The 25,766-nt window shown below is 61.3% G+C and carries 20 protein-coding genes; 11 read left to right on the forward strand and 9 right to left on the reverse strand.

The annotated features are described in order from the left end of the window. The first annotated feature begins 32 nt into the window (after positions 1-32). The 4 genes from B5V00_RS02645 to B5V00_RS02660 all read left to right on the forward strand — a co-directional run bounded on the left by B5V00_RS02645 (position 33) and on the right by B5V00_RS02660 (position 4,515). Entirely contained in the window at positions 33-1,595 is a 1,563-nt protein-coding gene (locus B5V00_RS02645) for a hydantoinase B/oxoprolinase family protein (protein WP_085009208.1), read from the forward strand. A 141-nt stretch (positions 1,596-1,736) separates the two neighbouring features. Beyond that, complete coding sequence (locus B5V00_RS02650; RefSeq protein WP_085009209.1) at positions 1,737-2,708, forward strand: TRAP transporter substrate-binding protein; 972 nt, start codon at positions 1,737-1,739, stop codon at positions 2,706-2,708. Next, the gene (locus B5V00_RS02655; RefSeq protein WP_172399591.1) at positions 2,705-3,199 is read left to right on the forward strand and encodes a TRAP transporter small permease subunit; all 495 of its coding nucleotides are present in this window, start codon (positions 2,705-2,707) and stop codon (positions 3,197-3,199) included. Before B5V00_RS02650 ends, B5V00_RS02655 begins: the two co-directional genes overlap by 4 nt. Next, positions 3,181-4,515: a TRAP transporter large permease gene (locus B5V00_RS02660; protein ID WP_085009211.1), complete on the forward strand. Its 1,335-nt coding sequence runs from the start codon at positions 3,181-3,183 to the stop codon at positions 4,513-4,515. Before B5V00_RS02655 ends, B5V00_RS02660 begins: the two co-directional genes overlap by 19 nt. Positions 4,516-4,622: 107 nt before the next feature. Here the strand turns inward: B5V00_RS02660 and B5V00_RS02665 are convergent, their stop codons facing one another. Beyond that, positions 4,623-6,326 (reverse strand): DUF6178 family protein, encoded by a 1,704-nt coding sequence (locus B5V00_RS02665; RefSeq protein WP_085009212.1) that lies wholly within the window; start codon positions 6,324-6,326, stop codon positions 4,623-4,625. A gap of 136 nt (positions 6,327-6,462) precedes the next feature. On the opposite strand from B5V00_RS02665, the gene B5V00_RS02670 reads away from it, so the two are divergent. From B5V00_RS02670 to B5V00_RS02690, 5 genes are all read left to right on the forward strand, one after another. Continuing rightward, entirely contained in the window at positions 6,463-7,191 is a 729-nt protein-coding gene (locus tag B5V00_RS02670; protein ID WP_085009213.1) for an outer membrane lipoprotein-sorting protein, read from the forward strand. Position 7,192: 1 nt separating this feature from the next. Next, the gene (locus B5V00_RS02675) at positions 7,193-8,413 is read left to right on the forward strand and encodes an ABC transporter permease (protein ID WP_085009214.1); all 1,221 of its coding nucleotides are present in this window, start codon (positions 7,193-7,195) and stop codon (positions 8,411-8,413) included. Between the two features lie 203 nt (positions 8,414-8,616). Further along, entirely contained in the window at positions 8,617-9,843 is a 1,227-nt protein-coding gene (locus tag B5V00_RS02680; protein WP_085009215.1) for an ABC transporter permease, read from the forward strand. Between the two features lie 116 nt (positions 9,844-9,959). Then, on the forward strand, positions 9,960-10,649 hold the full coding sequence (locus B5V00_RS02685) for an ABC transporter ATP-binding protein (RefSeq protein ID WP_085009368.1): 690 nt from the start codon (positions 9,960-9,962) through the stop codon (positions 10,647-10,649). Continuing rightward, positions 10,646-11,839 (forward strand): hypothetical protein, encoded by a 1,194-nt coding sequence (locus B5V00_RS02690; RefSeq protein ID WP_085009216.1) that lies wholly within the window; start codon positions 10,646-10,648, stop codon positions 11,837-11,839. The genes B5V00_RS02685 and B5V00_RS02690 overlap by 4 nt, the downstream gene beginning before the upstream one ends. A 59-nt stretch (positions 11,840-11,898) precedes the next feature. Here B5V00_RS02690 and B5V00_RS02695 read toward each other — a convergent pair whose 3' ends face one another. Further along, positions 11,899-14,073, reverse strand: coding sequence for a methyl-accepting chemotaxis protein (locus B5V00_RS02695; RefSeq protein WP_085009217.1), 2,175 nt, complete (start codon positions 14,071-14,073; stop codon positions 11,899-11,901). A gap of 305 nt (positions 14,074-14,378) precedes the next feature. Between B5V00_RS02695 and B5V00_RS02700 the strand changes: the two genes are divergently transcribed. Both B5V00_RS02700 and B5V00_RS02705 read left to right on the forward strand, forming a co-directional pair. After that, positions 14,379-15,593 carry a hypothetical protein gene (locus tag B5V00_RS02700; protein WP_085009218.1) on the forward strand — a complete coding sequence of 405 codons (1,215 nt, stop codon included), beginning with the start codon at positions 14,379-14,381 and terminating at the stop codon, positions 15,591-15,593. 37 nt (positions 15,594-15,630) lie between these two features. Next, positions 15,631-15,990, forward strand: coding sequence for a cytochrome C (locus B5V00_RS02705; RefSeq protein ID WP_085009219.1), 360 nt, complete (start codon positions 15,631-15,633; stop codon positions 15,988-15,990). A gap of 62 nt (positions 15,991-16,052) precedes the next feature. Here B5V00_RS02705 and B5V00_RS02710 read toward each other — a convergent pair whose 3' ends face one another. The 7 genes from B5V00_RS02710 to mreC all read right to left on the reverse strand — a co-directional run bounded on the left by B5V00_RS02710 (position 16,053) and on the right by mreC (position 25,744). Beyond that, positions 16,053-16,952, reverse strand: a complete 900-nt coding sequence (locus B5V00_RS02710) for a DUF3179 domain-containing protein (RefSeq protein ID WP_281249626.1) — start codon at positions 16,950-16,952, stop codon at positions 16,053-16,055. A 37-nt stretch (positions 16,953-16,989) separates the two neighbouring features. Further along, positions 16,990-18,003 (reverse strand): AmmeMemoRadiSam system radical SAM enzyme, encoded by a 1,014-nt coding sequence (gene amrS, locus B5V00_RS02720; RefSeq protein WP_085009222.1) that lies wholly within the window; start codon positions 18,001-18,003, stop codon positions 16,990-16,992. A gap of 146 nt (positions 18,004-18,149) precedes the next feature. Then, entirely contained in the window at positions 18,150-20,984 is a 2,835-nt protein-coding gene (locus B5V00_RS02725; RefSeq protein ID WP_085009223.1) for an AMP-binding protein, read from the reverse strand. Between the two features lie 449 nt (positions 20,985-21,433). Continuing rightward, the gene (gene rodA, locus B5V00_RS02735; protein ID WP_085009225.1) at positions 21,434-22,531 is read right to left on the reverse strand and encodes a rod shape-determining protein RodA; all 1,098 of its coding nucleotides are present in this window, start codon (positions 22,529-22,531) and stop codon (positions 21,434-21,436) included. A 3-nt stretch (positions 22,532-22,534) separates the two neighbouring features. Further along, the gene (gene mrdA / locus B5V00_RS02740; RefSeq protein WP_085009226.1) at positions 22,535-24,406 is read right to left on the reverse strand and encodes a penicillin-binding protein 2; all 1,872 of its coding nucleotides are present in this window, start codon (positions 24,404-24,406) and stop codon (positions 22,535-22,537) included. Beyond that, positions 24,396-24,929 carry a rod shape-determining protein MreD gene (gene mreD / locus B5V00_RS02745; protein ID WP_085009227.1) on the reverse strand — a complete coding sequence of 178 codons (534 nt, stop codon included), beginning with the start codon at positions 24,927-24,929 and terminating at the stop codon, positions 24,396-24,398. The genes mrdA and mreD overlap by 11 nt, the downstream gene beginning before the upstream one ends. Then, positions 24,926-25,744 carry a rod shape-determining protein MreC gene (gene mreC, locus B5V00_RS02750; protein WP_085009228.1) on the reverse strand — a complete coding sequence of 273 codons (819 nt, stop codon included), beginning with the start codon at positions 25,742-25,744 and terminating at the stop codon, positions 24,926-24,928. Before mreC ends, mreD begins: the two co-directional genes overlap by 4 nt. Positions 25,745-25,766: the final 22 nt, after the last annotated feature.

Raw genomic sequence — 25,766 nt, forward strand, 5'->3', positions numbered from 1 at the left:
TTAGCCGCCTTTTATATCCAAAGGACAACACAATGCACATCAACCCCATATTGCTGCAGGTCTTCAAGAACCGCTTCGCCGCCATCGCCGAGGAAATGGGAGTGACCCTCGGCCGCACCGCGTTCTCCCCCAACATCAAGGAGCGGCGCGACTATTCCTGCGCCCTGTTCGACCGCAAAGGGGACATGATCGCCCAGGCCGCCCATATTCCAGTTCACCTCGGCTCGATGCCGCTCTCGGTCAAGGCGGCGATCGCGGCCGTCGAGATGACCCCGGGCGACATGGTGATGCTCAACAATCCGTTCTGCGGCGGCACTCATCTGCCCGACATCACTCTGGTGGCGCCGGTCTTCATTGCCGGCGAAACAGCCTTCTACATCGCCAACCGCGCCCATCACGCCGATGTCGGCGGCATGACCTCCGGCTCGATGCCGCTCTCCACCTCCCTGTTCCAGGAAGGGATGATCATTTCGCCGACCAAACTGGTGGAGGCCGGCGAGATCGACCGCAAGCTGCTCGATCTGCTGCTCACCAACATCCGCACCCCGGTGGAACGGGAAGGAGATTTCGCCGCCCAGATCATGGCCAACCGTATCGGCCAAAAACGGCTTGAGGAACTGGTCGCCAAGTACGATCTGGCCACGGTGGAACGTTACGCCGAAAATCTCAACGATTATTCCGAGCGGTTCATGCGGGCCGCCATTGCCGCCATCCCCGACGGCAGTTACACTTTCAGCGACCGGCTTGACAGTGACGGCATCAGCGAAACGCCGATCACTATCGACTGCCTCCTGAATATTTCCGGGGATGACGCCCGTATCGACTTTTCAGCAAGCGATCCCCAGGTCGCCGGCAGCGTCAACGCCGTCCATGCCATCACCCTGTCGGCGGTGCTTTACGTCTTCCGCTGCCTGATCCAGGCTGACGTGCCGACCAACGCCGGCTGCGGTCGCCCGCTGGCGGTCATCACCCGACCGGGAACGGTGGTCGACGCCCGCTTTCCGGCGGCGGTGGCCGGAGGCAACGTCGAAACATCGCAACGGATCGTCGACGTGGTTCTCGGCGCCCTCGCCCAGGCGCTGCCGGAAACGATTCCGGCCGCCAGCCAGGGGACCATGAACAACACCACCATCGGCGGCCTTGATCCCCGCAGCGGCATGCCCTTCGCCTACTACGAAACCCTCGCCGGAGGCCATGGCGCCGGTCCTGCGGCCAGTGGCGAATCGGCCATGCACGCCCACATGACCAATACCCTCAACACCCCGGTCGAGGCGCTCGAATACGCCTATCCGTTTCGTGTCACCGAATATTCGATCCGCCGCGGCAGCGGCGGCCGCGGACGCTTCAACGGCGGCAACGGCCTGGTGCGGGAAATTGAACTGCTCGCCGACGCCGAGGTGACCATGCTCAGTGAACGCCGCATCCATCCTCCTTACGGTCTGCAGGGAGGAAAAGACGGGCAGACCGGTCGCAACCTGGTGATTCATGCCGACGGATTCCGCGGACTGCCGGGCAAATTCAGCACCCGGCTCAAGGCCGGCGATCGGCTGCGGGTGGAAACACCCGGCGGGGGAGGATGGGGGGAAATGGCGTAACCGGGCGCTGGGTGCTGGGCACTGGGCGCCGGGATGAAAACTTATCTGTTCAAGCTATTGCCATTGTGTCGGCGTGCCGACCTTCATTGACGTCCGTCCGACCCCAAGGGGTCGTGGCGGCCCAACCAAAGGAGTGATGTGATGAAAAGGTTCATGCTCGTCCTGTTGTGCCTGTTGCCGGCCTCCCCGGCCTTCGCCGGCGGCCCGGTCAAGCTCGACCTCAACGCCACCTACGGCGCCACCAGCTTCCATACCCAGGGAGCGATGGCCTTTGCCGAACTGGCAAAGAAGTATTCGGGCGGCAGCGTTGACATCACCGTGCATCCGGGGGGCAGTCTCGGCTTCAAGGGCGCCGAACTGCTCAAGGTGGTCAAGGATGGCCAGGTGCCGATGTCCGACATCCTGATGGGGGTGGTCGCCGGCAGCGAGAAGGTCTTCGGCATCAGTTCCCTGCCGCGTCTGGTCGGCAACTTCAAGCAGGCGCGCCAGCTTTACGACGCCAGCAAACCGCTCTACGAGAAGGCCGCTGCCAAATGGAACCAGAAATTTCTCTACGCCGCCCCCTGGCCGCCGAGCGGGCTGGTCACCAAGGGCGCCGTCAACAGCGTGGCCGACCTGAAAAACCTCAAGACCCGCACCTACGACAAGAACGGCGCCAACTTCCTCCGTTCCCTCGGCGGCTCGCCGGTCTCCCTCCCCTGGGGGGAAGTCTATTCGTCACTGCGCACCGGCATGATCGACTCGGTACTGACCTCGGCCGAGTCGGCCAAGAACGGCAAGTTCTGGGAAGTCCTCGACCACTTCAAGGACATCAACTACGCCTTCCCGCTCAACATGGTCACCATCAACCTCGACTACTGGAAGGCCCTGAGCAAAGACCAGCAGCAGGCGATGCTGAAAGCCGCCGCGGAGACCGAAAACAACCAGTGGGCCAATTCGGAATCGCGTACGGTTGAGGCTCTCAAGGTCATTCAGCAGCACAAGATCGCTGTCAGCAAGGCCGATGCGGCCCTCAACAAGGCCCTGGATGCCGCGGCGGCGAAGATCATCGCCGACTTCCGCAAGGGACTGAAACCCTCGGCCCAGGCGGTTCTCGACCGCTTCGCCAGGTGATTGACAGGCTTCTGCGGTGGATAGACAGGTGCAGCAGAATCGGCGCCTGTCTATCCGCCCTCTGCATGCTGCTGATCGTCGGCCTGGTCGCAACCGAGGTGGCCCTGCGCACCCTGGCCGGTCGTTCAACCCTGGTCGCCGATGAATACAGCGGCTACCTGATGGTGGCCACGGTGCTGTTCGGCCTTGCCTACACCCTGGCGTCGGACGGCCACATCCGCATCACCATCCTCACCGGACGACTGCCGGAAAAACCGCAACGCTGGTTCGAATCCCTGGCCGCCCTGCTCGCCCTGCTGCTCTGCCTCTACCTTTTCCGCCACGCCTGCGTCATGGTCTACGATACCTGGAGCCTCGGCATGACCGCCGACTCGATCGCCGAAACGCCGCTCTGGATCCCGCAGCTGTCACTGCTGGCGGGACTGGCCCTGCTCTGCCTGCAACTGCTGGCCGAAATGCTGAGGAGGCTGCCATTTTTACCGACCCGCTGATACTGACCCTGGTCCTGTTCGGGGTGCTGCTGCTCTGCCTGCTGGCCGGGTTGTGGATCGGCTTTTCCCTGTTCACGGTGGGCATTGCCGGGATGCTGCTCCACCAGGTCAACCTGCCGCCGACCATCTCCATCTTCGACAAGATCGGCGGACTGATGGCCAACTCGGTCTGGAACAGCCTCAATTCCTGGTCGCTGACCGCCCTGCCGCTGTTCATCCTGATGGGGGAGATCCTGTTCCGCACCGCCGTCTCCACCCGGCTGCTGAACGGTCTGCTGCCCTGGCTCGGCTGGATCCCCGGCCGACTGCTGCACATCAACGTCGTCGCCTGCTCGTTGTTCGCAGCGGTCTCCGGATCGAGCGCCGCCACCACCGCCACAGTCGGCAAGATCACCCTCGACGAACTTTCGAAGCGCGGCTACGACCGCTCCCTGGCAATCGGTTCGCTGGCCGGTGCCGGAACTCTCGGGTTCCTCATCCCGCCGAGCCTGATCATGATTATTTACGGGGTGCTGTCGGATACGTCGATCGGCAAGCTGTTTATCGGCGGGGTGATTCCGGGGCTGGTGCTGGCGGGATTCTACTCACTCTACATCGCCGGCCGGGCCCTGCTCAACCCGCAGGTGGTGCCGGGGCACAAGGAACGTTTTACCGGCCGCGACCGGCTGGCCTCCCTCGGCGACCTGGCACCGGTCCTGCTGCTGGTCTTTGTTGTCCTGGGCGGCATCTATTTCGGCTTCACCACCCCGACCGAAGCGGCGGTTATCGGCGTTCTCGGCTCGCTGCTGCTGGCGCTGGCCTACCGCAACCTCACCTGGGACAATTTTCGCCAGTCGCTGCTGCAGGCGGTGCGCACCACCGGCATGATCTGCCTGATCATCGCCGGGGCGGCCTTCCTGTCGCAGGTCGTCGGCTTCGTCGGCATCGCCCGCGGCATCAGCCAGGCGATCGCCGCCATGCAGCTCTCACCCTACACCCTGCTGCTGGTGCTGGGATTGATGTACCTGGTGCTGGGAATGATCCTGGACGGCATCTCGATCGTCGTCATGACCCTGCCGATCGTCCTGCCGATCGTGGTTCAGGCCGGGTTTTCGCCGCTCTGGTTCGGGATTTTCCTGGTTATCATGGTGGAATTGTCGCAGATCACGCCGCCGGTCGGCTTCAGCCTGTTCGTCATCCAGGGCATCGCTGCGGAACCGGTCGCCGCCATCCTCAAGGCCACCCTGCCCTTCTTCCTGATCATGATCGGCATGGTGATACTGCTGGCACTCTTCCCCGAGATGGTGCTCTACCTGCCGGAGAAGATGATTCATTGATGGGTGGAGGACGATGAAAGGCCAAGGACAAAAGGTGGCAGGGATACGATTCCCTGACACCTTTTTTGTTCTCCTTCGTGTTCTTCGTGCCTTCGTGGTGGACTCGCCTAATCAAGCCGCACGATCAGGCCGCCGACGAAGCGCGGATCGAGACTGTCAACATCCAGGTTGCAGAATTCCTCGTCCCAGACCGCCAGGCACCAGTCGGCGAAACTGCCGCCGCCGGGCAGCTGCCGCTCCAGTTCGGCGACGGTCTTGTTCCGCAGGTCGGGGTCGACCCGGCCGTCACGGCCGACGAGACCATGGAGGGTGACCAGTTCCACCGCCGGAATCGGCTCGGGAACAAATTCGCCGCCGAGCAACTGGTTGCCGAGGGCGGTGAGAAAGAAGGTGCTCAGGCTGATCTGGCCGAGCTCATCGGGCTGACAACCGGTGAGATCGAAAGTTTCAGCCTCCGGCAGCGTGAACGGAAAGACCTCTTCAAACAGCCGCCGCTGGACTTCAAGACGACGCAGCCAGTCTTCGGCCGATTGCAGCTCCGTCAGGCTCTCGAAGGGCCGGCTGCCGCCGCGGTTGACTTCCAGAATCCCTTCCCAGCATTCCGGGCGCGGTTGCGCCAGGTTCTCAAGCAGCGCGCGGCAGGGAGCGTCGAAGTAGGGAGCCAGGGAACTTTTCAGCAGGGCGCGGGCCCGACCCTGCAGCTGCAGCAACAGGCTGAAACCGAATCGGAAGAGGATTTCCAGGTAGGAGGACTCGAACAGCTCCGCCGCCTGTGCCACATCCTGCCCGCAGAGTTTCTCCAGCGCCAGGTTGAGAGTCGCGTAGAGCCGGCGCAGGGCCTGATCGACCTGCAGGACGTCCCCGGCATCGATGCCGTCGGCGACCAGCAACTTGTTCAGCAGGCAGGTCAGTTCCCAGGCGGTTTCATCACTCAGGCCGCCGGCGAGAACTTCGGCCAGCAGGTTTTTCGGCAACGTTTCCGCCAGCACGAAACCGGGAGCGGCACGATCCTCTTCGACACCGAAGGGAATCGTCTTGCGCGCGTCCGCCGGGCTGAAAGTCTCCGGGTCGAGCCAGGCGTAAATGCCGCGGGCGGCATAAGGCTCGGGAAATCCCTGATCCAGCAGCCGACCATTCCGCCAGCGAAAGACCTCCTCTTCGAGGGCGGCATCCAGCTCCTGCCGGATCGACTCAACCAGTCGACGGTGGAAAACCGGGTCGCGCCGGAAGAGAACCCCGAGCAGCCGCTCCAGCAGCTTGGCCACCTCGCTGTCGCTGTATTCAATGACGAAACCGCCGTTGAGCAGAATCGCCTCGTCACGCTCATCCTCGTCGTCAAAATCCTCGGGGCCCCGGGTCACCCGCATCCACTTCTTGAACATCAGCGTCAGCAGCTCGAACTCGATGCCGGTCAGCACCCTGAGCTGCTGATCTTCTTCGGCCTCGGCCACCAGGGTCAACCAGTGCAGCGCCTGCCGCGGATCAAGCAGATCCCCCTGCCAGCAATCGAGATCGATGAAACCGTTGATCTGTTCCGGGGTCGCCAGTGCCAGCAGTTCCAGGACATCCTCGGCCCCCAGCTCCCGGATCAGCAGGTAAAGTTCCTGCATCGGCATCCGCTGCACCAGCTGCTGCATGTCGGCGGCCTCGATCAGCAGATCATATTGCCGCCGGCCGCGCAGGGACTGGACCATGGCCAGCCGCTCATCGAAGCTGAGAGCATTGAATTCCTTGCCGCTGATCTCGCGAGGTTGACGCAACAGCGTCAGATGCTTGACCCGACGTTTGTCGGGCAGGGTCATTTTGTTCATCGTCCATCCTCGTCAAGAGATTGCCGTCCAAGTGGGGCAATCTAATGCAGTGACTACGGCAGGTCAAGGCTCCTGCATGGAATTCCTCGAATTACCGCAACAATGATTTTGCCGATCTGCTGCTATAATAGCTCCCATGAGATATTTTGTAATCCTCCTGCTGGTGTTCTGCACCCCCGCTTACAGTTCCGGTCTCGACCTGCGGCACCTGGTTCGCGGCGTCGAGGATCAGTACATGGGCGCCTCCTCGACCGCCCGGATGACCATGCGGGTCAGCACCGTCCACTGGCAGCGTACCACGGAAATGGATGCCTGGTCATTGGGACGGGATCACTTCCTGGTCCGCATCCGCGAACCGGCCAGAGAACGCGGCGTGGCCACCCTGAAAGTCGGCCGGGAGGTCTGGAACTATCTGCACAAAGTTGACCGGACCATCAAGATCCCGCCCTCGATGATGGGAGGAGCATGGATGGGCAGCCACATCACCAACAACGATCTCGTCAAGGCGGCGCACGTCGATGAAGATTACGACTTCACCCTGCTGAGCGAAGATCAAACAAGCTGGACCGTGGAAGGCACACCCAGGCCCGACGCGGCGGTAATCTGGGGAAAAATCATCTACCACATCGAAAAACAGCGCCGGGTACCGCTGCAGATCAGCTACTTCGACGAGGACATGATCGAGGTCCGAAGAATAAGCTTTGACCGGGTGAAAAAGATCGACGACCGCTTCATCCCGCTCAGGATGACTGTCCGGCCCCTGGAGAAACCGGGTGAAAAGACCATTCTTGAATACCGTGAACTCAACTTCAACATCGATCTTAAACCCGCCTTCTTCTCCCTGCGCAACCTGAGACGGCGCTGACATGCTGATCGCCATCGCCTACCGCAACCTCTGGCGCAACCGCCGCCGCACCCTGCTGACCCTGTCGGCGATGGTGGTCAGTTCATCGCTGCTGATTCTCGCCCTGGGCGTCTTCTCCGGCATGCTGGAAGATATGCTGGCGTCGGCGACAGAACAGTATCATGGCCACCTGGTTGTTTCCAAAAGCGGCTATCAGGACAACCACGACCTGTATGCAACCATCAGGGATGAGAAGCTGCCCGGCATGCTGGAAACTCGACCCGAGATCGTGGCCGCCTCCCCCCGGCTGCGGGCTTACGGTCTGCTGTCGGGGCGCGATATCAGCCGACCGGCGGAACTGCTCGGTATCGACCCGGAACGGGAAAAGAAGGTCACCACCCTGATGTCTCACCTGGTCGCCGGACGGCCGCTGCCATCGGCGCCCGGCAACGGCGCCCTGATCGGCTCCGGCCTGGCGCGTCGTCTCGGTGTCGGCCCCGGTGATCAGCTGGTCTTCGTCACCGGCGCCGCAGACGGCTCGATCGGCAATGACCTGCTGCGGGTCACCGGCATTTTCAGCACCGGTGACAGCGGGCACGACAACGGCCTGGTGCTGGTCGGCCTCCCCTGGCTGCAGCAGTTGCTGGTCCTTCCCGGGCAGGTGCATGAAATTGCCATGCGGGTCAACGACCCGATGGCCGCCGCCGGAATTGCCGACCGGCTTGCCGCCGTGTTGTCGCCCGGACTGGACGTTTTCGACTGGGGAGACCTGCTGCCGGAAATGCGTGAAGCGGTCGCCTCCTTCGATGTCAGCCGGATGATCGTCGTGCTGATCCTCTATGCCGCCACCGGTCTCGGCATCCTCAACACCTTCTTCATGGCAGTGATGGAACGGACCCGCGAATTCGGCATCCTGATGGCGATCGGCATGCGGCCGCGGACAGTCCGCGCCATGGTGCTGCTCGAAACCCTGCAGCTCGGGCTGCTCGCCCTGCTCCTCGGCGGCAGCGGCGGGCTGCTGATGACCTGGCTCATGCAGCGCTTCGGCATCGACCTGTCGGGGCAGATCACCCCGGTCACCTACGCCGGCGGCACGATTCTGCCGCGCCTGCATGCCGCCTTTGACCCGGTCAACGTCTGGATGCCCTGCGGGTTGCTGCTGGTGATCTGCATGGTCGCCGGCTACCTGCCCGCCCGCCGGGCGGCGAAACTGCAGCCGGTGGCGGCGATCCGGGAGGAATGATGAAAGCATTTTGGGCCGCCAAGGCGCCAAGAAGGGCAAACTCTTTCAACGGAGAGCCGGAGAGATGCAGAGAAGGAGAGAAAATCTTTTGAATTTTAAAACCCTCAAAATGTCTTATGCCTTTCTCCGCGTCTCTTCGTTAAGAAGAGGTTTTCTTGGCGCTCTTGGTGTCTTGGCGGCATTCTGGACAATATAGAGTGAACATGCTGATCCTTGCCTGGCGAAATATCTGGCGCAACCGGCGACGGACACTGATCACCCTGGCGGCCATCGCCCTCAGCGTGACCCTGGTACAGGCGTTTCACAACCTTTCGTACGGGGTCTACCAAAGCATGATCGCCGGCGGAGTCCGGGCCGGCAGCGGGCACCTGACAATTTATCGCAAGGGCTATGTCGACAACCGCGACGAGCGCCTTTCCTGGCGACCGGGAGACCTGGCGGAACAGGCCGCTGCTCTGCCGGGCGTCGAAGCGGTACTGCCGCGCGTCTACCTGCCGGGCATGGCGCAGTCGAGCCGCGAGAGCCGGGGCATCCTGCTGACCGGCATCGACCCGCAAGCCGAACGACCGGTCAACCCCTTTCTCAAGGGGCTCGATGAGACGCGGATGATCCGCTCCCTCTCCGGACGGGACGCCCTGGTGGGGGTCCGGCTGCTGAAGGAACTCAAACTCAAGCCGGGCCGGAAGTTCGTCGTCACGGTGCAGAACCGATCCGGCGACCTGGCCAGTGAACTGTTCCGGGTACGGGGAGTCATCACCACCGGCCTGAAGGATGTCGACGGCAGGCTGATCATGGTCGGCCTGAAAAAAGCGTCCGCGATGGCCGGAATTGGCGGGAAGATCCATGAACTGGCAATCATCCTCGATCAGCCGCGGCGTGACCGGGACGTCGGTCCGGCACTGGAAAAGCTGATTCACAACCGCCGGCAGCTCGCGGTCATCCCCTGGGACCGGGCAATGCCGAACCTGGCCAACGCCATCAAGCTCGACTATGCCAGCCAGAAATTCATCTTCGCCATCATCCTGCTGATCGTCACCATCGGCGTGGTCAACACCCAGCTGATGTCGGTGATGGAACGTTATCGTGAATTCGGCATCATCCTCGCCGTCGGCGCCACAGCCGGCCGCCTGCGGCTGCTGGTGCTGACCGAATCGCTGATGATCGGGCTGAGCGCGATGCTGCTGGGCTCGACGCTCGGCAGTCTGGCAACCCTCTACCTGAACCGGGTCGGCATCGACTTGCGATCTTTTGTCTCCGAATCGCTCGAATTCGGCGGCGTGATTTTCGACCCGGTCCTGCGCGCCGCCTGGGATTTCGGCTACATGGCGCAGATCGCCTGCTACGTCGTCATCCTCTCCCTGCTCGCCGCCCTCTACCCGGCCCGCAAGGCCGGCCGCATCCAGCCGGCCGAGGCGATGCGGAAAATCTGACAGAGAAAAGCGGCTAAAGGCTGAAGGTTTTCCCCTTGGCCTTTAGCCCTTGGCCTTTAACCAATCTTCAATCTTAGCCTTGCACCCAGCCGCGACCGGCTATATCCTCTATGATCATGTCCCTGATCCAACTTGACAAGGTCTGCAAGACCTACCGCACCGGCAACCTGGAGGTTCCGGCGGTGATCGATTTCACCGCCACCATCGAGGCGGGAGAATTCACCGTGCTGGCCGGTCCCTCCGGCAGCGGCAAAACCACCCTGCTCAACCTGATCGGCTGCCTCGACCAGCCGAGTTCCGGGCAGGTGGTGCTCGACGGCCGCAATGTCGCCACCACGCCGACCCGCAAACTGGCCGACTTCCGACTGCAGCACATCGGCTTCATCTTTCAGTCCTACAACCTGATCCCGGTCCTGACGGCGCTGGAAAACGCCGAATTCACCCTGATGCTGCGCGGCGTGCCGCAACAACAGAGACATCAGCGGGTACGCGAACTTTTCGCCCTCCTCGGCCTCGAAGGGCTGGAGGACCGGCGTCCCAATGACCTCTCCGGCGGGCAGCAGCAGCGGGTCGCCATCGCCCGCGCCATCGCCGCGGAACCGGCGGTTGTGCTGGCCGACGAGCCGACCGCCAATCTCGATTCCAGGGCCGGCCGGGATCTGCTCGAACTGATGTACCGCCTCAACCGGGAACAGCAGACCACCTTCGTCTTTTCCTCTCACGACCCGCAGGTGGTTGACATGGCCAGGCGGGTCATCAGCCTGCACGACGGCCGACTCGCCGACGACCAGCGCCGGAAACCGTGACTCGTCTGCCGGCGTTCCTGCTGCTGTTCATCCTGAGTACAACATCGGCGGTGGCCAGCGGCTCCGTCGGCGGTTTTCTGAAAAGTATCGATCTCTACCGCCAGGCGCCCCCGCAGAGCGACCTGCCGGCGGGATGGCTCTCCGCCAACCGTCTGCGACTGGAAGCGGAAGGACCGCTTGCCGGCAACTGGCAATTCAACATCGCCGGTGAAAACCTGCTGCTCTACAGCGACCCTCCGCGATTGACGCCGCTGCCGGGTGAAAACATCAACCGCCGTGTCGACCTCGAAAGTGACTGGAATCGCGACGGACATTTCGCCGACCAACTGCAGATCGACCGGCTGCAGTTCTCCTGGCAGGATGATGACAACAGGTTCAGCCTCGGACGGCAGGCCCTCGGGTTCGGCCGCATCCTGATCTTTTCGCCCCTCGATATTATCGCCCCCTTTGCCCCCGACGTCATCGATGCCGAGGTGCGCCCCGGAGTTGATGCGCTGCAGGCAGCCCACTATTTCGGACTCGGTGGCGAACTGGCGGGAACGGTCGTTTTCGGTCAGACTGCGCGGCTGAACAGCTACCTGGCAACCGCCACCAGCAACATCTCCGGCGTCGATCTGCTCGGCATCGGCGGGTCGCTGCGAGGCCGGGCGATGCTCGGCATCGGTGCGGCAGGCAGTCTCGGTGGATTGGGGATCAAGGCGGAAGTCGCCTTCTACCGGGGAAGGGATGTCGGTCAACCCGGCGGCGATCCGGATGACCAATTTTCAATCGGGGCCCTGGAACTCTGGTACCGTTTTGCCAACGACCTGGTCCTGGTCGCCGAATATCTCTACAACGGCCCCGGAACCGGCGACCCGCGTGACTACCCGGGGCGCATGCTGACGGCACCGGTTGAGGAAAACCTGACCTACCTTCTCGGCCGCCACTACCTGCTGCTCGCCCCCTCTTATGAGCTGCATCCGCTTCTCAACCTGCAGGGACTGCTGATCTGGAACCTGGGCGATGATTCTTTCCTGCTGCGGCCGCTGATCGACATTTCCCTGGCCGACAACCTCAGTCTGCAGCTTTTCTGGTCTTTTTTCGTCGGCGACAAACCGCGACGACAGCCCATTTCACCCCTGCCGGAAATCCGCAGTGAATTCGGCTCGGCCGGAGGCGCCGGCGGACTCTTCCTGGCGTACCATTTCTGACCTCCACATGACGCAATTTGTCACTGACAAGGGGCAGCGGCTGGCTAAAACCGGTCCAATCAATCCAGGATCTTGAAGGCGACAACCTCCTTTTCCAGTGCTGTAATCTCCGCTGAAAGTTCTCCCAGAATGCTGTCCAGGGCATTGGCCGAACCAAGATTCTTCCGGGTCGACTCCTGGATGTCGGCAATCGCTTCGACGATCCGACCGCTCCCGACGGCCTGTTGGTCGCAGGACTGACGGATTTCCAGGATTTTACTGCTGATACCCTCTGTCAAATGCGAGATCTGTTCGCTTTCGTCACTCTGTTTACGGGTGGCGTTACGGACCCTGTCAGTCAGTTCTGCCATCTTTTCAACTTCGGCCATGATCTCCTCGCTGGCGGTGGCCTGTTGATGAGTCGACATGGCGATCTGGCCGACCATGTCCGAAACCTTCTCCATGGTATCGCGAATGAGCTGACTCCCTTTGGCCTGTTCCCTGGTAGCCCGGGCAATCTCGCTGACCTGCACCGTGGACCGCTCGACACCATCGACAATTTTGTTCAGGGCGGTCCCGGCCTGCAGCGAAAGAGACTCACCCTCTTCAATCTTCTTCTCCGCACTGGTGACTGCCTGGATAACGGACCGCATTTCTTCCTCCACCCGGCCGATAACCTGCTCGATCTCGTCGGTCGACTGGCCGGTGCGCTCCGCCAGGGAACGGATTTCATCGGCAACGACAGCAAATCCGCGACCATGTTCTCCGGACTGGGCGGCGATAATAGACGCATTGAGTGACAACAACCGGGCTTCCTCGGTCACATCGTTGATGACCGAAAGGAACATGCCGATATCCTTGACACTCTGGTCAAGAGACTGGATCGATTCGGCCGTCAGTTGCCCTGAACGCCGAATTTCCTTGATCCCTTCAATGGTCGCCTGAACCGCCCGCTGGCCGGTTTCGGCATCCTCGTGTACGGCTTCCGCGATCTTCGCCGTCTGCCGGGCATTCCCCTCGATTTCCTGAATGGAGGTATCCATCTCGGCGATCGAGGACGCCGTTGTAACCGCGGCATGATTGAGAGTTCTGGCGTTCTCTTCAATATGCTTGATGGTCGCGACCATTTCGCTGATGGAGGAACTGACGTGCTCCACGGATCCGGCCAGGGATTCGGTACTGCCCGCAACACCTTGAATGTTCCCGGCCATATTGAGGATTGACAGCGCGGTCTCGGCAACGGAACGATTCAACACCTCAACGGCGGCCGTAATCTCCTGCTGCGAATCGTTAATACGGACAACAGCCGCTGAGGTCTCTTCGACACCTCGCTGTTGAACCTCCGCGCCGTCGACGACCTCTCTGGAAACATCGAGCATGCGATTTTCCATCTGACCCAATTTTCCGGTCAGTACTTTGACCTTGCCCAGCATGGCCGACAGCTTTTCCAGCATCAGGTTGAAATCAGCACCGAGCCGTCCCAACTCATCCTCCGAAAGGATTGTGACCGTCGCGGTCAGGTCTCCTTCGGCCCCCTGTCTGAGAGCTTTTACAAGTATTTTGATACGACTGACAATGAACCGGGTGGCAAACAAACCAAGGGCAACGGCCAGCAGGATCGAAACGCCGATCACGCTGAGAAAAAGCACCGAAGAACGGTGCTGAATCGCAGCGGCTTCCGTGGCTCCCCGCGCGGTCAGTTTGCCGACTTCAACCAGCAGATCATCAACCGCGACACTGACCGCATCGACTTCATGCGGGAGCTCTATCCAGACCAGCCGGTCGAGGGTGCCGTCAGCAGTTGCGCCGCTCAACAGAGCCGCCTTGCGTTTCAGCAGTTTCTGCGCCACCAGGTCGAAGGTTTCGAAGTTCCGGCGGACATTCTCAATCCGCTTGTGTAGCGTGCTTCCAGGTTGAGCGGGAGGGATGTGGAGGCGGGGTTGCCCCTTGAGCAGAATCGTGCAGTAGCTGTCGAAAGTCCCCCGCTGCAGATCGTAGTCGACCTTGTGGTTCTCAAAGTCATCGGCATTGCCCCGAGTCATGGCCGCTTCAAGCAGGTTGAGCCGACTGCCCTGCAACGCCACCTTCATCAGTACGGTTATCTTGGTCTGCGCCGCGCGACTCTTGGTCTGCGCCAGCAGCGCACGGATCTGGGACTGGCTCCACAAGCCGAAACTGCCGGTGACGGCGACAAGCATCGCCATCACCAGAAAAAGAAAAACCAGCTTGTATTGCAGCTTGATATTTTTCAGCATTCCTCAATCTCCTCCCGGAGCCACATTCAACGCTAAATCACGGATAACAGGCAAATTGTGTCATTTTACGTATTTACCGCGAAAACAAGCAATGCTTTTTCTGCAGCGGATCCGTCTCGACCTGCGGACGGGGCGGATCCGCTCGGCTCAGAATACAATTAAAGCCGAGCAACAATCGTACCGACACCCTGCACGATTTTGGCGCAATAACTGCATTTCACGCTGTGCCCGTTTATTCTGCCCGGGTCAACGGTCAACCTCACGTGGCCGCAGACCGGAGCTTTATTTATCTTAGGAGGTCGAACATGAAAGCTCAGATCATTCTCATCCTGCTGACGGCCGGGCTGATCATCCCCTGCCTGAGCGCCACTTCCGCCTGGGCTATTCCCGCTTTTGCCCGCCAGTATAAAACCGAATGCAAGACGTGCCACACCGTCTTTCCCGAACGCAACGAGTTCGGCGACGCGTTTGAAAAAAATGGCTTCATCTGGCCCGGCAAGGTTCACACCACTCCCCCGACTAAGGCAACCCTGTCTCCCGCGGAACGTCAGAAAGCTGAAGCCATGTATAACAGCGGCCTGCCCGAACAGCTTCCGGTTTCGCTGCTGGCGCAACACGACGTGACCTACAACAGCGACGCGCAACCGAACTTCGATCTCGACGCCGAAACCGAGCTGGAGATCTTCGCTGCCGGGAATTTCCGCAACCAGGTCGGCTTCTGGGCGGAATACAATTTCGAACCTGACAAAACCACGGGTGAGATCTACCTGCAGCTGCAGCAGCCCTACAACCTTCCCTTCAATGTCAAGCTGGGAGAATTTCAGCCGAAATTGAGCATCTGGAAAGCGAATGACCGCCCGTCTCTCAGCAAGTTCGGCTACAACGGCATGAAGGTCGGAAACAACGATTTTACAATCGCCGGCGAGCAGGGAGCCGTCGAACTCAATGGCGTTCTGGGATCCCGTCTTTTTGTCGCCGCCGGGGTCACCAACGGTCCGGACCCGAAAAGCGCCAACAACGGCAAAGACTATTACGGGCACATCTCGGTACGTATCGGCGGGACCGACTTCCTCGGTAAGGAGCCCGAGGTCGACCTTGATCATGACAGCGTCTGGGATTACCTGACCCTGACCATCGGCAGTTTCGGCTATTTCGGTTCCAACGCCGACGGGGTCAATGATTTCTACCGTGCCGGGCTGGAATCGGAAACTCTCTACAAGCGACTGCGGGTTCGCGTCAGCGGCATTTACGGCCGTGACGACGACCCCTCCGGCACCGGCGCAAATGTCGATTCACGCTTCGCTCTCGCCCAGGTCGAATACCTGATCGGTTCCGGCCTGATGCCGTCGATGCGTTTTGAATTCCAGGATATTGATGAAGAGGGCATCACCCGCCGCTATATCCCGGGAATTTCCTACGCTCTGCTGCAGAATGTGCGCTTTGCCGTTGAGTACCTGCACGAGACCACCCCCGACGAGACCATCCGGGAAACAACCGGCCGGGTCACCCTGGTCTTCTGATCACAACCGGCTCCTTCCTCATGAAGAGAGAGGCACAATGAAAAAACGGATACTGATTCTGCTCACCCTGCTGCTGTTCGCTGCTGGAGCGGAAGCCAAACTAGTTGTTATCGGCAGCGGCAATGACACCCGGTTCGATCCCTCCGGCTTTCCGCCGGAGATGCAGAAGGCGTACAAGCTCATGGAGGTCAAATGCGTCAAGTGCCACTCCCTTGAACGGGCCGCCATCGCGCTGCAGACAGGCATCGCTCCCATTACCGGCGGTCTTTTCGACCGCAACGCAACCCGCGCCTACGGCATCAAGATGCTGCGCAAACCCGATTCGAACATGACCAAACAGGACGTCAAGATCGTCGTTCCGCTGCTCAATTACATGCTCGGCGAAGTCGAGCATTAAACCCCATCCCCCCGCTTCCCCGGTTGGAAGCGGGGGGACGACATATTCCCTCCCGACATCCTTCATTCAAACCGTTCCGTCTGCGGATGAAACGCCTTCCAGACAAACCAGTAGGTCGTGACATGGGGAACCGTTCGCCCCTCGCTGTCCGTGATCCGCAGGCGGTCATCGCTCTTGTCGTAGCGGAACGATAATTTTTCTCCGCCAACCGAGTCCTCCAGCAGTTCCCGCTGCCTGACAACCGACAGCGGGTAAGCCCGACTGACACCTGCCAGCTCGATGCCGACCACCAGTTCCTTGTCCTCTTCGCCAGGCCCGGCGCGCAGAAAACCGAACAGCCCGCTGCGTCGACGGTAGTAATCTTCATAGGGGTCACGGCTGTAATCCCGGTCATATCCGGTCGCGGTGGTCAGGACCAGGGTTCGCGGATGCCCGGCACGCCACTTGTCCCAACGGGTCAGGGTCGAGGGAAGAACATCCAGCTTCGCGCCGCGCCGCGGCCCGGTCACCGCGCGACGCAGAATCTGCGACCAGAGCGATTCGCTCTGATGATCGTACATCAGCACATTGCTGCGATAGAGCAGGCCGGAGACCCCGAAGGTCAGTTCTTCATCACCGATCCGGCGGGAGTACACGACTCCCGAATAGGCCAGCGGTCACCAGGAAACCAGCACCGGCAGACCACCGAAACGATCGTTGACCAGTTCATGCCAGGAAAGAATGCGGGTCGGGTAGGCCTTGGCGATCCCGTTGATGTCGACCCCCAGCACCAGGTCATCAGGACGCATGAAGGCGGCTTCGGCGGCAGCGGCGAATCGCGGTGCAAGCAAAGCCGGAATGCCGTCTTTGGACGGCCCGCCGGAGAGGATTTCGCCGGTATCGATGTCGGCTCGGGAAAGATCCCAGGCGGCGAAAACCGGGCCCGGCCAGAGTGACAGCGCCAACAACAGCAACAGGCGCATGAGCGTGTTCCTTTCTCCTCCCTGGCAGTTCCGTAATTCAGGTGAAAAGACCGGCCAGGCGCGTGCCGCACTGTCGGCAGCAACCGCCCTCGAGACGCATGGCAACCACATGGAAGCCGCGCCGCTCGATGAGCCTCTCCCCGCACCCGGAACAGAAGGTATGCCCTCCCTCGGGATCATGGACATTGCCGGTGTAGACATGCAGCAACCCGGCCTCCCGACCGAAATCGCGGGCGCGGCGCAGGGTGTCGGCCGGGGTCGGCGGGGCATCCAGCAGTTTGTAGGTCGGATAGAACGCGGTGACATGCCAGGGAACCTCGCAGCCGAGTTCACAGGCGATAAAACGGGCGATCCCGCGCAACTGGTCATCATCATCGTTGCGCCCCGGGATGACCAGGGTCGTCACCTCGACCCAGATGCCGTGGCGTCGGTAATCCTTCAGGGTCTCCAGGACCCCGTCGAGGGAGGCCCCGGTCAGCTTGCGATAGACATCGTCGCGAAACGCCTTGAGGTCGATATTGGCGGCATCGAGGTAAGGAGCCAGCGCCGCCAGCGGCTCCGGCATGATATAGCCGTTGCTGATAAAAAGATTGCGCAATCCGGCCCGACGCGCCAGCACTGCCGTATCATGGGCATACTCGAAATAGATGGTCGGCTCGGTGTAGGTGTAGGCGATGCTGTCACACCCCGCCTGCCGGGCGCGGCGGACAATCTCCGCCGGGGACAGGATCTCCCCCGCCGGCGGTCGCCCGGAAAGCGGCCACTGGGATATCTGGTGATTCTGGCAGTGCAGACAGCGGAAATTGCAGCCGACCGTGGCGATGGAAAAGCTCAGCGATCCCGGGTTGACATGGTAGAGGGGCTTCTTCTCGATCGGGTCGACCTGCTCGGAAATGCTGCGCCCGTAAACGGTCGTATAAAGCGTCCCGTCGCGATTCTCCCGCACCCCGCAACGACCCTGCCGACCGACAGGAATCGTACACTGAAAACGGCACAACCCGCATCGGACCGCCTGCCCTTCCCCTTTTTTCCAGAAGCGTGCCTCGTGCATGTCTGTTACCCCCTGATCGTGATCTGTTCCCAGTATAGCAGCAACGGCTGGAGGCTCAGGGTTCGAGGCTCAAGGTTCAAGAGGAGGGAGGGACATTTTATATTGTCCCCTTCAGGTTTGCCCGGGTCAAGGATAGGACAGGTTCTTCACTTCCGCGCCAGGTCCGGTTCACCGCAGTGTCGCAGGATGTCATCTCGGCAGCAGTCGCGGAGTTTGATTGCGCGGGACCAGACGGTCTGCTCGTCGGCATCATCGAGAAGTCTGGCACTGTCGAGGGGACGCCCGATCCGGATGCTGATACTGCCCTGATGGGGGAATTTGTCGTCACCGCGCAGGATCGACCGGGTGCCGCGGATGGCGATCGGCACCACCGGCAGACCGGCTTCGGCGGCGGCGACGAAGGCGCCCATGTGGAACTCACGCAGACCCGGAATTCGGGTGAAGGTTCCTTCCGGAAAGAACATCAGCGAACATCCCTCGCGGGACCGTCGGCCCAGGTGTCGCGCCTGCTCAATCCCTTTCTGTTTGTCAATGCGGTCGACGAATTCAGTCCCGATTCGCTGCAGCGGAACGCGCAGCAGGGCACTGTCTGCCAGTTCCTGCTTGGCGACGAAACCGAAGCGTATGGGCAGAGCGGCAATCAGGGCATAGCCATCCAGGTAACTGGAATGGTTGGCAACCAGCACGCAGGGCCCCTTCGGCAGATTTCCCAACCCCGTGACCCTGAGCGGGATACCGCAGCCACGGCACAGCAGGCGGAGAGACAGGCGCATCCAGGCCCAGCGCCAGGAGATGCGCGGCAGGAGCATGACGGCCAGGTAGACCGATGGCAGCAACAGGTAGTAGAGTCCCCAGCTGCGCCCGGCGAAACCGCACCCGGCCAGCCACCGGCGGCCGCGTCGCAGTTGCCCGCGGAGACCCATCATGGTCAGTCGCAGGTACTGCAGCCAGGGTTTGTGACGCTGACCGAGGTGTCCCTGCTCGTAGAGTTCGCGGGCGGCTGTTCTGCGGATCTTGCCGCTTGAGGTTTTCGGCACCGTTTGCGGCGCTGCGAGCAGCAGGTCGTGGGGAGGGGTTCCGACCAGCCGCAGCGAGAGTTCGTTGATGGCGCTGCGCAATTGCGCCAGGATTTGTGGGTCGGTTGCGCGCGTCTCCGCCAGGACCACCAGGCGTTCGGTGCCGCTGTGCCGGTCGGTGCTGCCGAAAACCGCGACATTCCCCTTGCGGATCCCTTCCAGTTCCGCGATCGCCTCTTCCAGCTCGGTGGGATAGATATTGCGGCCGGCAATGATGATCATATCCTTGCTGCGGCCGCTGATGTAGATATCTCCGTGGCTGATATAACCGAGATCTCCTGAGTTGAGCCAGTCGCCGTCGAACAGCTCAGCGGTTGCGGCCGGATTGTGGAAATAACCGCTGCAGGCCGAAGGTCCACGGAACTGGATATGTCCTTCCTGGCGCTCGGGAAGCTCGTGTCCTGATCGATCCACAACCCGGATTTCATGCTCCGGCAATGGTCGGCCGCAGGCCACGATCCGCAGCCGCTCTCTGCCGTTATCCTCCAACGGTACGGCCTTTCCGCTGCGGATAAAAAACTCCCGGTCGATGGAGTCGATCAATGGTCCCCGGCCGTATTCAGGGAAGGCCAGGCCGACTGAATTTTCCGCCATGCCGTAGACCGGCATCAGCGCTTCACGCCGGAAGCCATAGGCGGCAAAGCGCTCGACGAACCGTTCGACGCTGTTGGCGCTGACCGCCTCCGCGCCGTTGAAGGCACAACGCCAGGAGGAGAGATCCAGGCCGGCAAGTTCGTCATCGGAGAGCCGCGTGAGACAGATCTCATAGGCGAAGTTGGGCGCCGCCGAGAGGGTGCCGCGATGGCGGTGGATGGCATGCAGCCAGCGCACCGGACGATTGAGAAAGTCGAGGGGAGAGAGGAGCACCAGCTGGGCGGCGTGGTAGAGACAGGAGAGCCAGCAGCCGATCAGGCCCATGTCATGGTAGAGGGGAAGCCAACTGACCACCACGTCAGTGTCATCAACCTCAACCGCCCGGCCCATGGCGCGGATATTGGCCAGCAGGTTGGCGTGGGTGAGGATGACTCCTTTGGGATTTCCGGTCGAGCCGGAAGTGTACTGGAGAAAGGCCGTGTCCGTCTCCTGCAGGGCCGGAGCGGCATAGTCGTTGGTTGCGGCGCTGGAAAGTTCGTCGACCGTGAGCAAGGTCTGCAGGCCCGGGAGGCTGGCTTTGAGCAGCCGACCGAAAGTGCGGGCCTCGGGCATGGTGACTAGGTGGGTCGCCCGGCAGTTCTCAAGGATGACCACTTGTCGCCGCAGGTGTTCTTCCATCTGCGCCTTGCGGGCAGGCGGATAGATCGGCACCGGTACGCCGCCGGCCAACAGGGTTCCCCAGAAGGCAAAAAAATAGTTCGCCTCGCTCGGCAGCATGATCGACACTGTCGATCCCGGCATCAGTCCGTGTTTTTGCAGACCGGCTGCGACCCTGGCGGCACCTGCGTGCAGCTGCCGGTAGCTGAGGATCTCGGCGTCTCCTTCATCGGTATAAAAATGGATATGCGGGCGATCCGGCTGGTGGTCCAGGTGCCAGTTCAGAACCTCGGGGAGGGTTCGGGCGCTATGTGGCGCCGCTTCGGCTGCTCCGGCCACAAGACCCCGAACCCGCTCGGGAGCGCCCAGAGTCCGGGCGGTGTCAGCAGTGAGAACAACGCGCAACAGGTCGCGGGCCGTTTCGGCATCGGCGAAGGTTGTTTCCGCCAGAGCGATGCCGAAATGCCTCTCCAGACGCTGGATCAGTTCCATGCGGCCGAGACTGTCGAAACCGAGATCCTGATCGAGGGAACTGTCGAGGGTCACCGTAGGGGTTGGTTGTCGCCCCGGGTGCAACTCTTCTCTCAGTCGGCGCAAAACATCAAGCAGATCTTCTGCCGTCCGGCCGGTTCGCTGGCATCGGTTGTTGTTCATCAGCACTCCATCGGCCCTGCAGGGTCCATCGGTAATACCGGATAAGATCATTTTAACAGGGATGTTGATCCGGCTGAAGTTTATCGGACCAATAAAAATCAGAAAGGTTGGTTGGTTGGGGAGGGAGGATTTTTCGGTTGGGCAATCAGGGAGTCATCTTGAAAAAAAACAGCACAAACGGTACGAGATGGTCGAGAAGTACCCGAATGCAAGGCGTCTCACGGCCGAAGGAGTGAGGCGTAGCGGCAGCTACGTCGCAGCGACTGAAGACGTGAGCAACGCAGCAGATGTGCGGATATCGGCCGCCCCCCACCACTACCGTTGAAGGCGGTCGAGACGTGCCCGGATGCAAGGCGCGCGAAGACTGAAACCGCAGGTGTAGCGGCAGCTACATCGAGGATTGAGGGCTGAGTGCAACGCCGCAGACGGGTGCGTATCGGCCGCCCTCGCTAAAACACAAAGCGGCGCATGCTAACGTTGAGCAACAACCCCACCCCCACCATCGTCGTCACCATACTGGTGCCGCCGTAGGAGAAGAGCGGCAGCGGCACCCCGACCACCGGCAGCAGGCCGATGACCATGCCGAGATTGACGACAATGTGCCAGAAAAACATGGCGGTGACACCGAGGGCGAGATAGGTACCGTAACGGTCGGCGGCCCGGCGGGCGATATGCAGTCCCCAGAGGATGAGCAGCAGGTAGAGGGTCAACAGCACCAGGCAGCCGGTAAACCCCCATTCCTCGGCGAACACCGAAAAAGCGAAATCGGTATGCCGCTCCGGCAGGAAGGAGAGCTGCGACTGGGTGCCGTGCATGAACCCCTTGCCGAACAGTCCGCCGCTGCCGACGGCAATTTTCGATTGGATAATATGGTAACCGGAACCGAGCGGATCACGTTCGGGATTGAGAAAAGTGCGAATCCGCTCCCGCTGGTAGTCATGCAGCAGAGACCAGCCTCCACGACAGGCCAGGCCGGCAACCACCGCCAGCAGAATCAGGATCCGGCGACGAATGCCGGCGAACAGCGCCATGGTGCCGCCGATGAACAACACCATCATCGAAGTCCCGAGATCGGGCTGCTTGATAATCAGCAGCGCCGGCACACCGAGCAGCAGGAACGGCTGCCAGAGTTCCTTCAGCCCGAAACCACCGAAGGGAGCATTTTCGCTGAAATAGCGCGCCAGGGCGATGATGATCACCAGCTTCATCACCTCGCTCGGCTGCAGATTGAAAAACCCGAGATTGATCCACCGGGTCGCCCCCATGCTGGTCTTGCCGATCACCAATACCGCGAGCAGCAGCAGAATCGTGCCGCCGTAGAAGAAAAAACTGAAATGTTCCAACCGGCGGTAATCCAACAGGCAGACGGCAACGGCAATCAGCAGCCCGCCGCCGAGCCAGGCCAGCTGCTTGAGATAGATCGTGGCAAGACTGCTCTGCCAGGCACTGGTGGCACTGTACAGGTTGCCGATACCGATCAGGCTGATCAGCAGGACCAGGCCGAGCAGCGGCCAGTCAAAATGGGTCAGCAGTCGTCTGTCAAACATTCGTCAATCACCCAGATAGCCGGGCCCGTCCACCTGCGGCAGGTCTTCGATATGGAAGTAGCTGCGGAACATCTCCCGCGCGATAGGCGCGGCGCTGGTCGAACCATGCCGGCCATGTTCAACCACCACCGCCACCGCGATCTGTGGGTTGTCCGCCGGCGCATAGGCGACGAACAGGGCATGATCGCGAAAACGATACGGGGTCTTGTCCTTACCGGTCTGTTGTTCTTCCTCCTCGGTCGATTTCCGCCGCACCACCTGGGCGGTTCCTGTTTTGCCGGCAACCCTGACCCGAGTCAGCTTGCTGCGCCAACCTGTCCCGTGAGGTTCATTAACCACCGCCTCAAGCCCTTTACGGACGGCGGCCAGGTTTTTCGGTGACAGGGCGACGGCACGGATCTGTTCCGGTTCCTGGACCAGGACGTCCTGGCCGGACATATCTTCGATACGTTTGAGGATCTGTGGGCGCATGACCTTGCCGCCATTGGCCACCGCCGCGGTCATCACCGCCAGTTGCAATGGCGTGGCAAGGTCATAGCCCTGCCCGATAGCGGCGATCACCGTCTCTCCATCGTACCAGCGTTCATTGAAACGGCGGTGTTTCCAGTCACGGGTCGGGATCAGGCCGCTTTTCTCTCCCTCAAGCAGCACCCCGGTGGGCCGGCCGAGCCCGAGAGCAAAGGCCATCTCGGACAACTTGTCGATGCCGAGGTCAAGGGCCACCCGGTAAAACCAGACATCGCAGGATTCACGCAGCGCCTTTTTCAGGTTGGTCCGACCGTGTCCGCCCTTTTTCCAGCAGCGGAACACCCGCCTTCCGAGCTCGATCGCCCCTTCGTCGTCTACTGTCGTTCGCGGCGTGGCAACCCCCGCTTCAAGGGCCGCCAGCGCGGTGACGATTTTAAAGGTTGATCCGGGCGGATACTGACCGCGCAAGGCCTTGTTCTGCAGAGGATGGCGAGGATTATTGAGCAGCGCTTTCCACTCTTCCGGAGAAATGCCGCGAGCAAACTGTTCGGGATCAAACGATGGACGACTGGCCATGGCGAGGATTTCACCACTGGCGACATCCAGCGCAACAGCGGCCCCCGCCTGGTCACCGAAGGCCTTTTCCGTCGCCCGCTGCAGTTCCCGGTCGATGGTCAGATAAACCTTGTCGCCCGGGACCGGTTCGCGGGTCCGCAGACTGCGCATCTCCTTGCCCCGCACATCCACCTCAAGCAACCGTTCGCCATCCTTGCCGCGCAGGTAGGGCTCCAGCTCTTTTTCCAATCCGCTCTTGCCGATAAAATCTCCTGAACGATAACCGTCATCGGCCAGATCCTGCAGTTTATCCTCGGTAATTTCACCGATATAACCGAACAGGTGGGCCGCCAGTTCACCGTTCGGATAAGCCCGCAGGGGATGGACTTCAACCAGCACGCCGGGCAGTTCGGGGGCATGCTCCTGGACAATCTCCATCTTTTCCCGGCCGACATCATCGGCCAGCCGTACCGGGCGGTAAGGAGGGAGGCGGCGCCCGGCCTGCCAGCGTTTCAGCAACTCGGCCGCCGGAACCTGCAGCAGCTCCGCCAACCGGCCCAGCAACTTCTCCGGATCGTCGACATCCTGGCGCATGACGGAGATATTGAAGGAAGGTCGGTTATCGATCAGCAATTCCCCGTTGCGATCATAGATCGGTCCGCGCGGAGCGGTCAGCGGCACATAGCGGATACGGTTTTTTTCCGACAGTTCACTGTAACGCTGACCGCTGATGACCTGCAGGTACCAGAGCCGCATGATCAGCAGCAGAAAGACCAGCAGCGCCACCAGCGAAACCACCAGCAGCCGCCGGCTCTGCTGCGGGCCCTTATCCCACCCGCCGTTAAGCCCCATGACGCCTGTCCAATCGGTTCAGGCCGGGCAATTCGGCCATCGGCACCAGGCGCCGCTGAAGCCAGGGGGCAAGACGCAGCAACAGCCAGGCGGAGACGAGATTGAGCAGCAGTTGCGGGGCAAGCTGACGAACGACTTCCCACCCGAGCGGTCCGGGATCAGCGAAGGACGCGAAAAACAACAGCAGGACGGCGTCGACCAGGGTGCCGCAGGCAACCATGAACAGCAGCAGGGTCGCGTTTTCAGCATTGAAGCGGCCGACGAAAAAACGCACCAGGTCAAACACCAGCAGCAGGACCACCATGTGCAGTCCGGGGTTCGACCCGGAGAGAGCATCGAGACCGGCTCCGAACAGCAGGACCAGCAGGCCGCCGCCCAGCAGTGATTCGGTCAGGCCGACATAGACCACCAGCACCAAAATCAGGTCGGGACGGGCCTGCCATCCGAACAGCTGAGGCCAGAGAACCGTCTGGATCAGGGCAAAAAAACCGCCCAGCAACAGCAGCCCCAGAATCCGTTTCATGGTTTCTCCCTGAGCAGCACCAGCACTTCTTCAAGCCGCGAGAAATCGACGCTCGGCTCAACCTGCACCATCTGAAAGAGTCCGTAATTGCCGCGCTCGGCTTCAATCACCCGGCCGACGCGCAGTCCCTTGGGAAAGATCCCCCCCATTCCGGAGGTCACGACCTGGTCACCGGCGGCAACCTTCTCACTGCGAAGCGCATAGTCAAGTATCAGCCGGTCTCCCCTCCCCCGGCAGACAGCGCGACTGCGGGTCGGCTGAATCAACACCGCCAACGCCGAAGAGGCGTCTGTCACCAGCAGGACCCGTGACTGGTAGGGGGCAACCTGGATGGTTCGCCCCACCACCCCTTCGGCGACCACCACCGGCAGTCCCTCCCGGACACCGTCGCGGGTCCCCTTGTCAATCACCACGGTACGGAACCAGCTGGACGCATCCTCGGCGATCACCTGGGCCGGCAGCATGTTGAAGTTGACGCTCTGCTTGAAATCAAGCAGTTTTCGCAACCGCTGGTTGGCCAGCCGGGTTTCCTCAAGGGCATCGAGCCGGGCGCGCAACTGCCGGTTGGCAGTCCGCAGCTGATCATTTTCACGGGCCGTGGACACCAGCCAGAGATAGTGGTCCCAGGCATCGGCCAGGGTTTCGATGGATTGATCCAGAAGCTGCTGAAAGGGGGCGGTCAACTGCAGCAGACCGCGCTGGAAGAGACTGGTCCGGGGACGATGACGCAACTGGTAGGAATAGAACATCAGGGCAGCGAGCAGCAGGCACCCGGCGAGCAGCAGGGTCCGATACTTTCGAAACAGCTCAAGCATGTCTGCTTAATGCCCCGGTCAA

It is taken from the genome of Geothermobacter hydrogeniphilus, assembly GCF_002093115.1.
Lineage (GTDB): Bacteria > Desulfobacterota > Desulfuromonadia > Desulfuromonadales > Geothermobacteraceae > Geothermobacter_A > Geothermobacter_A hydrogeniphilus.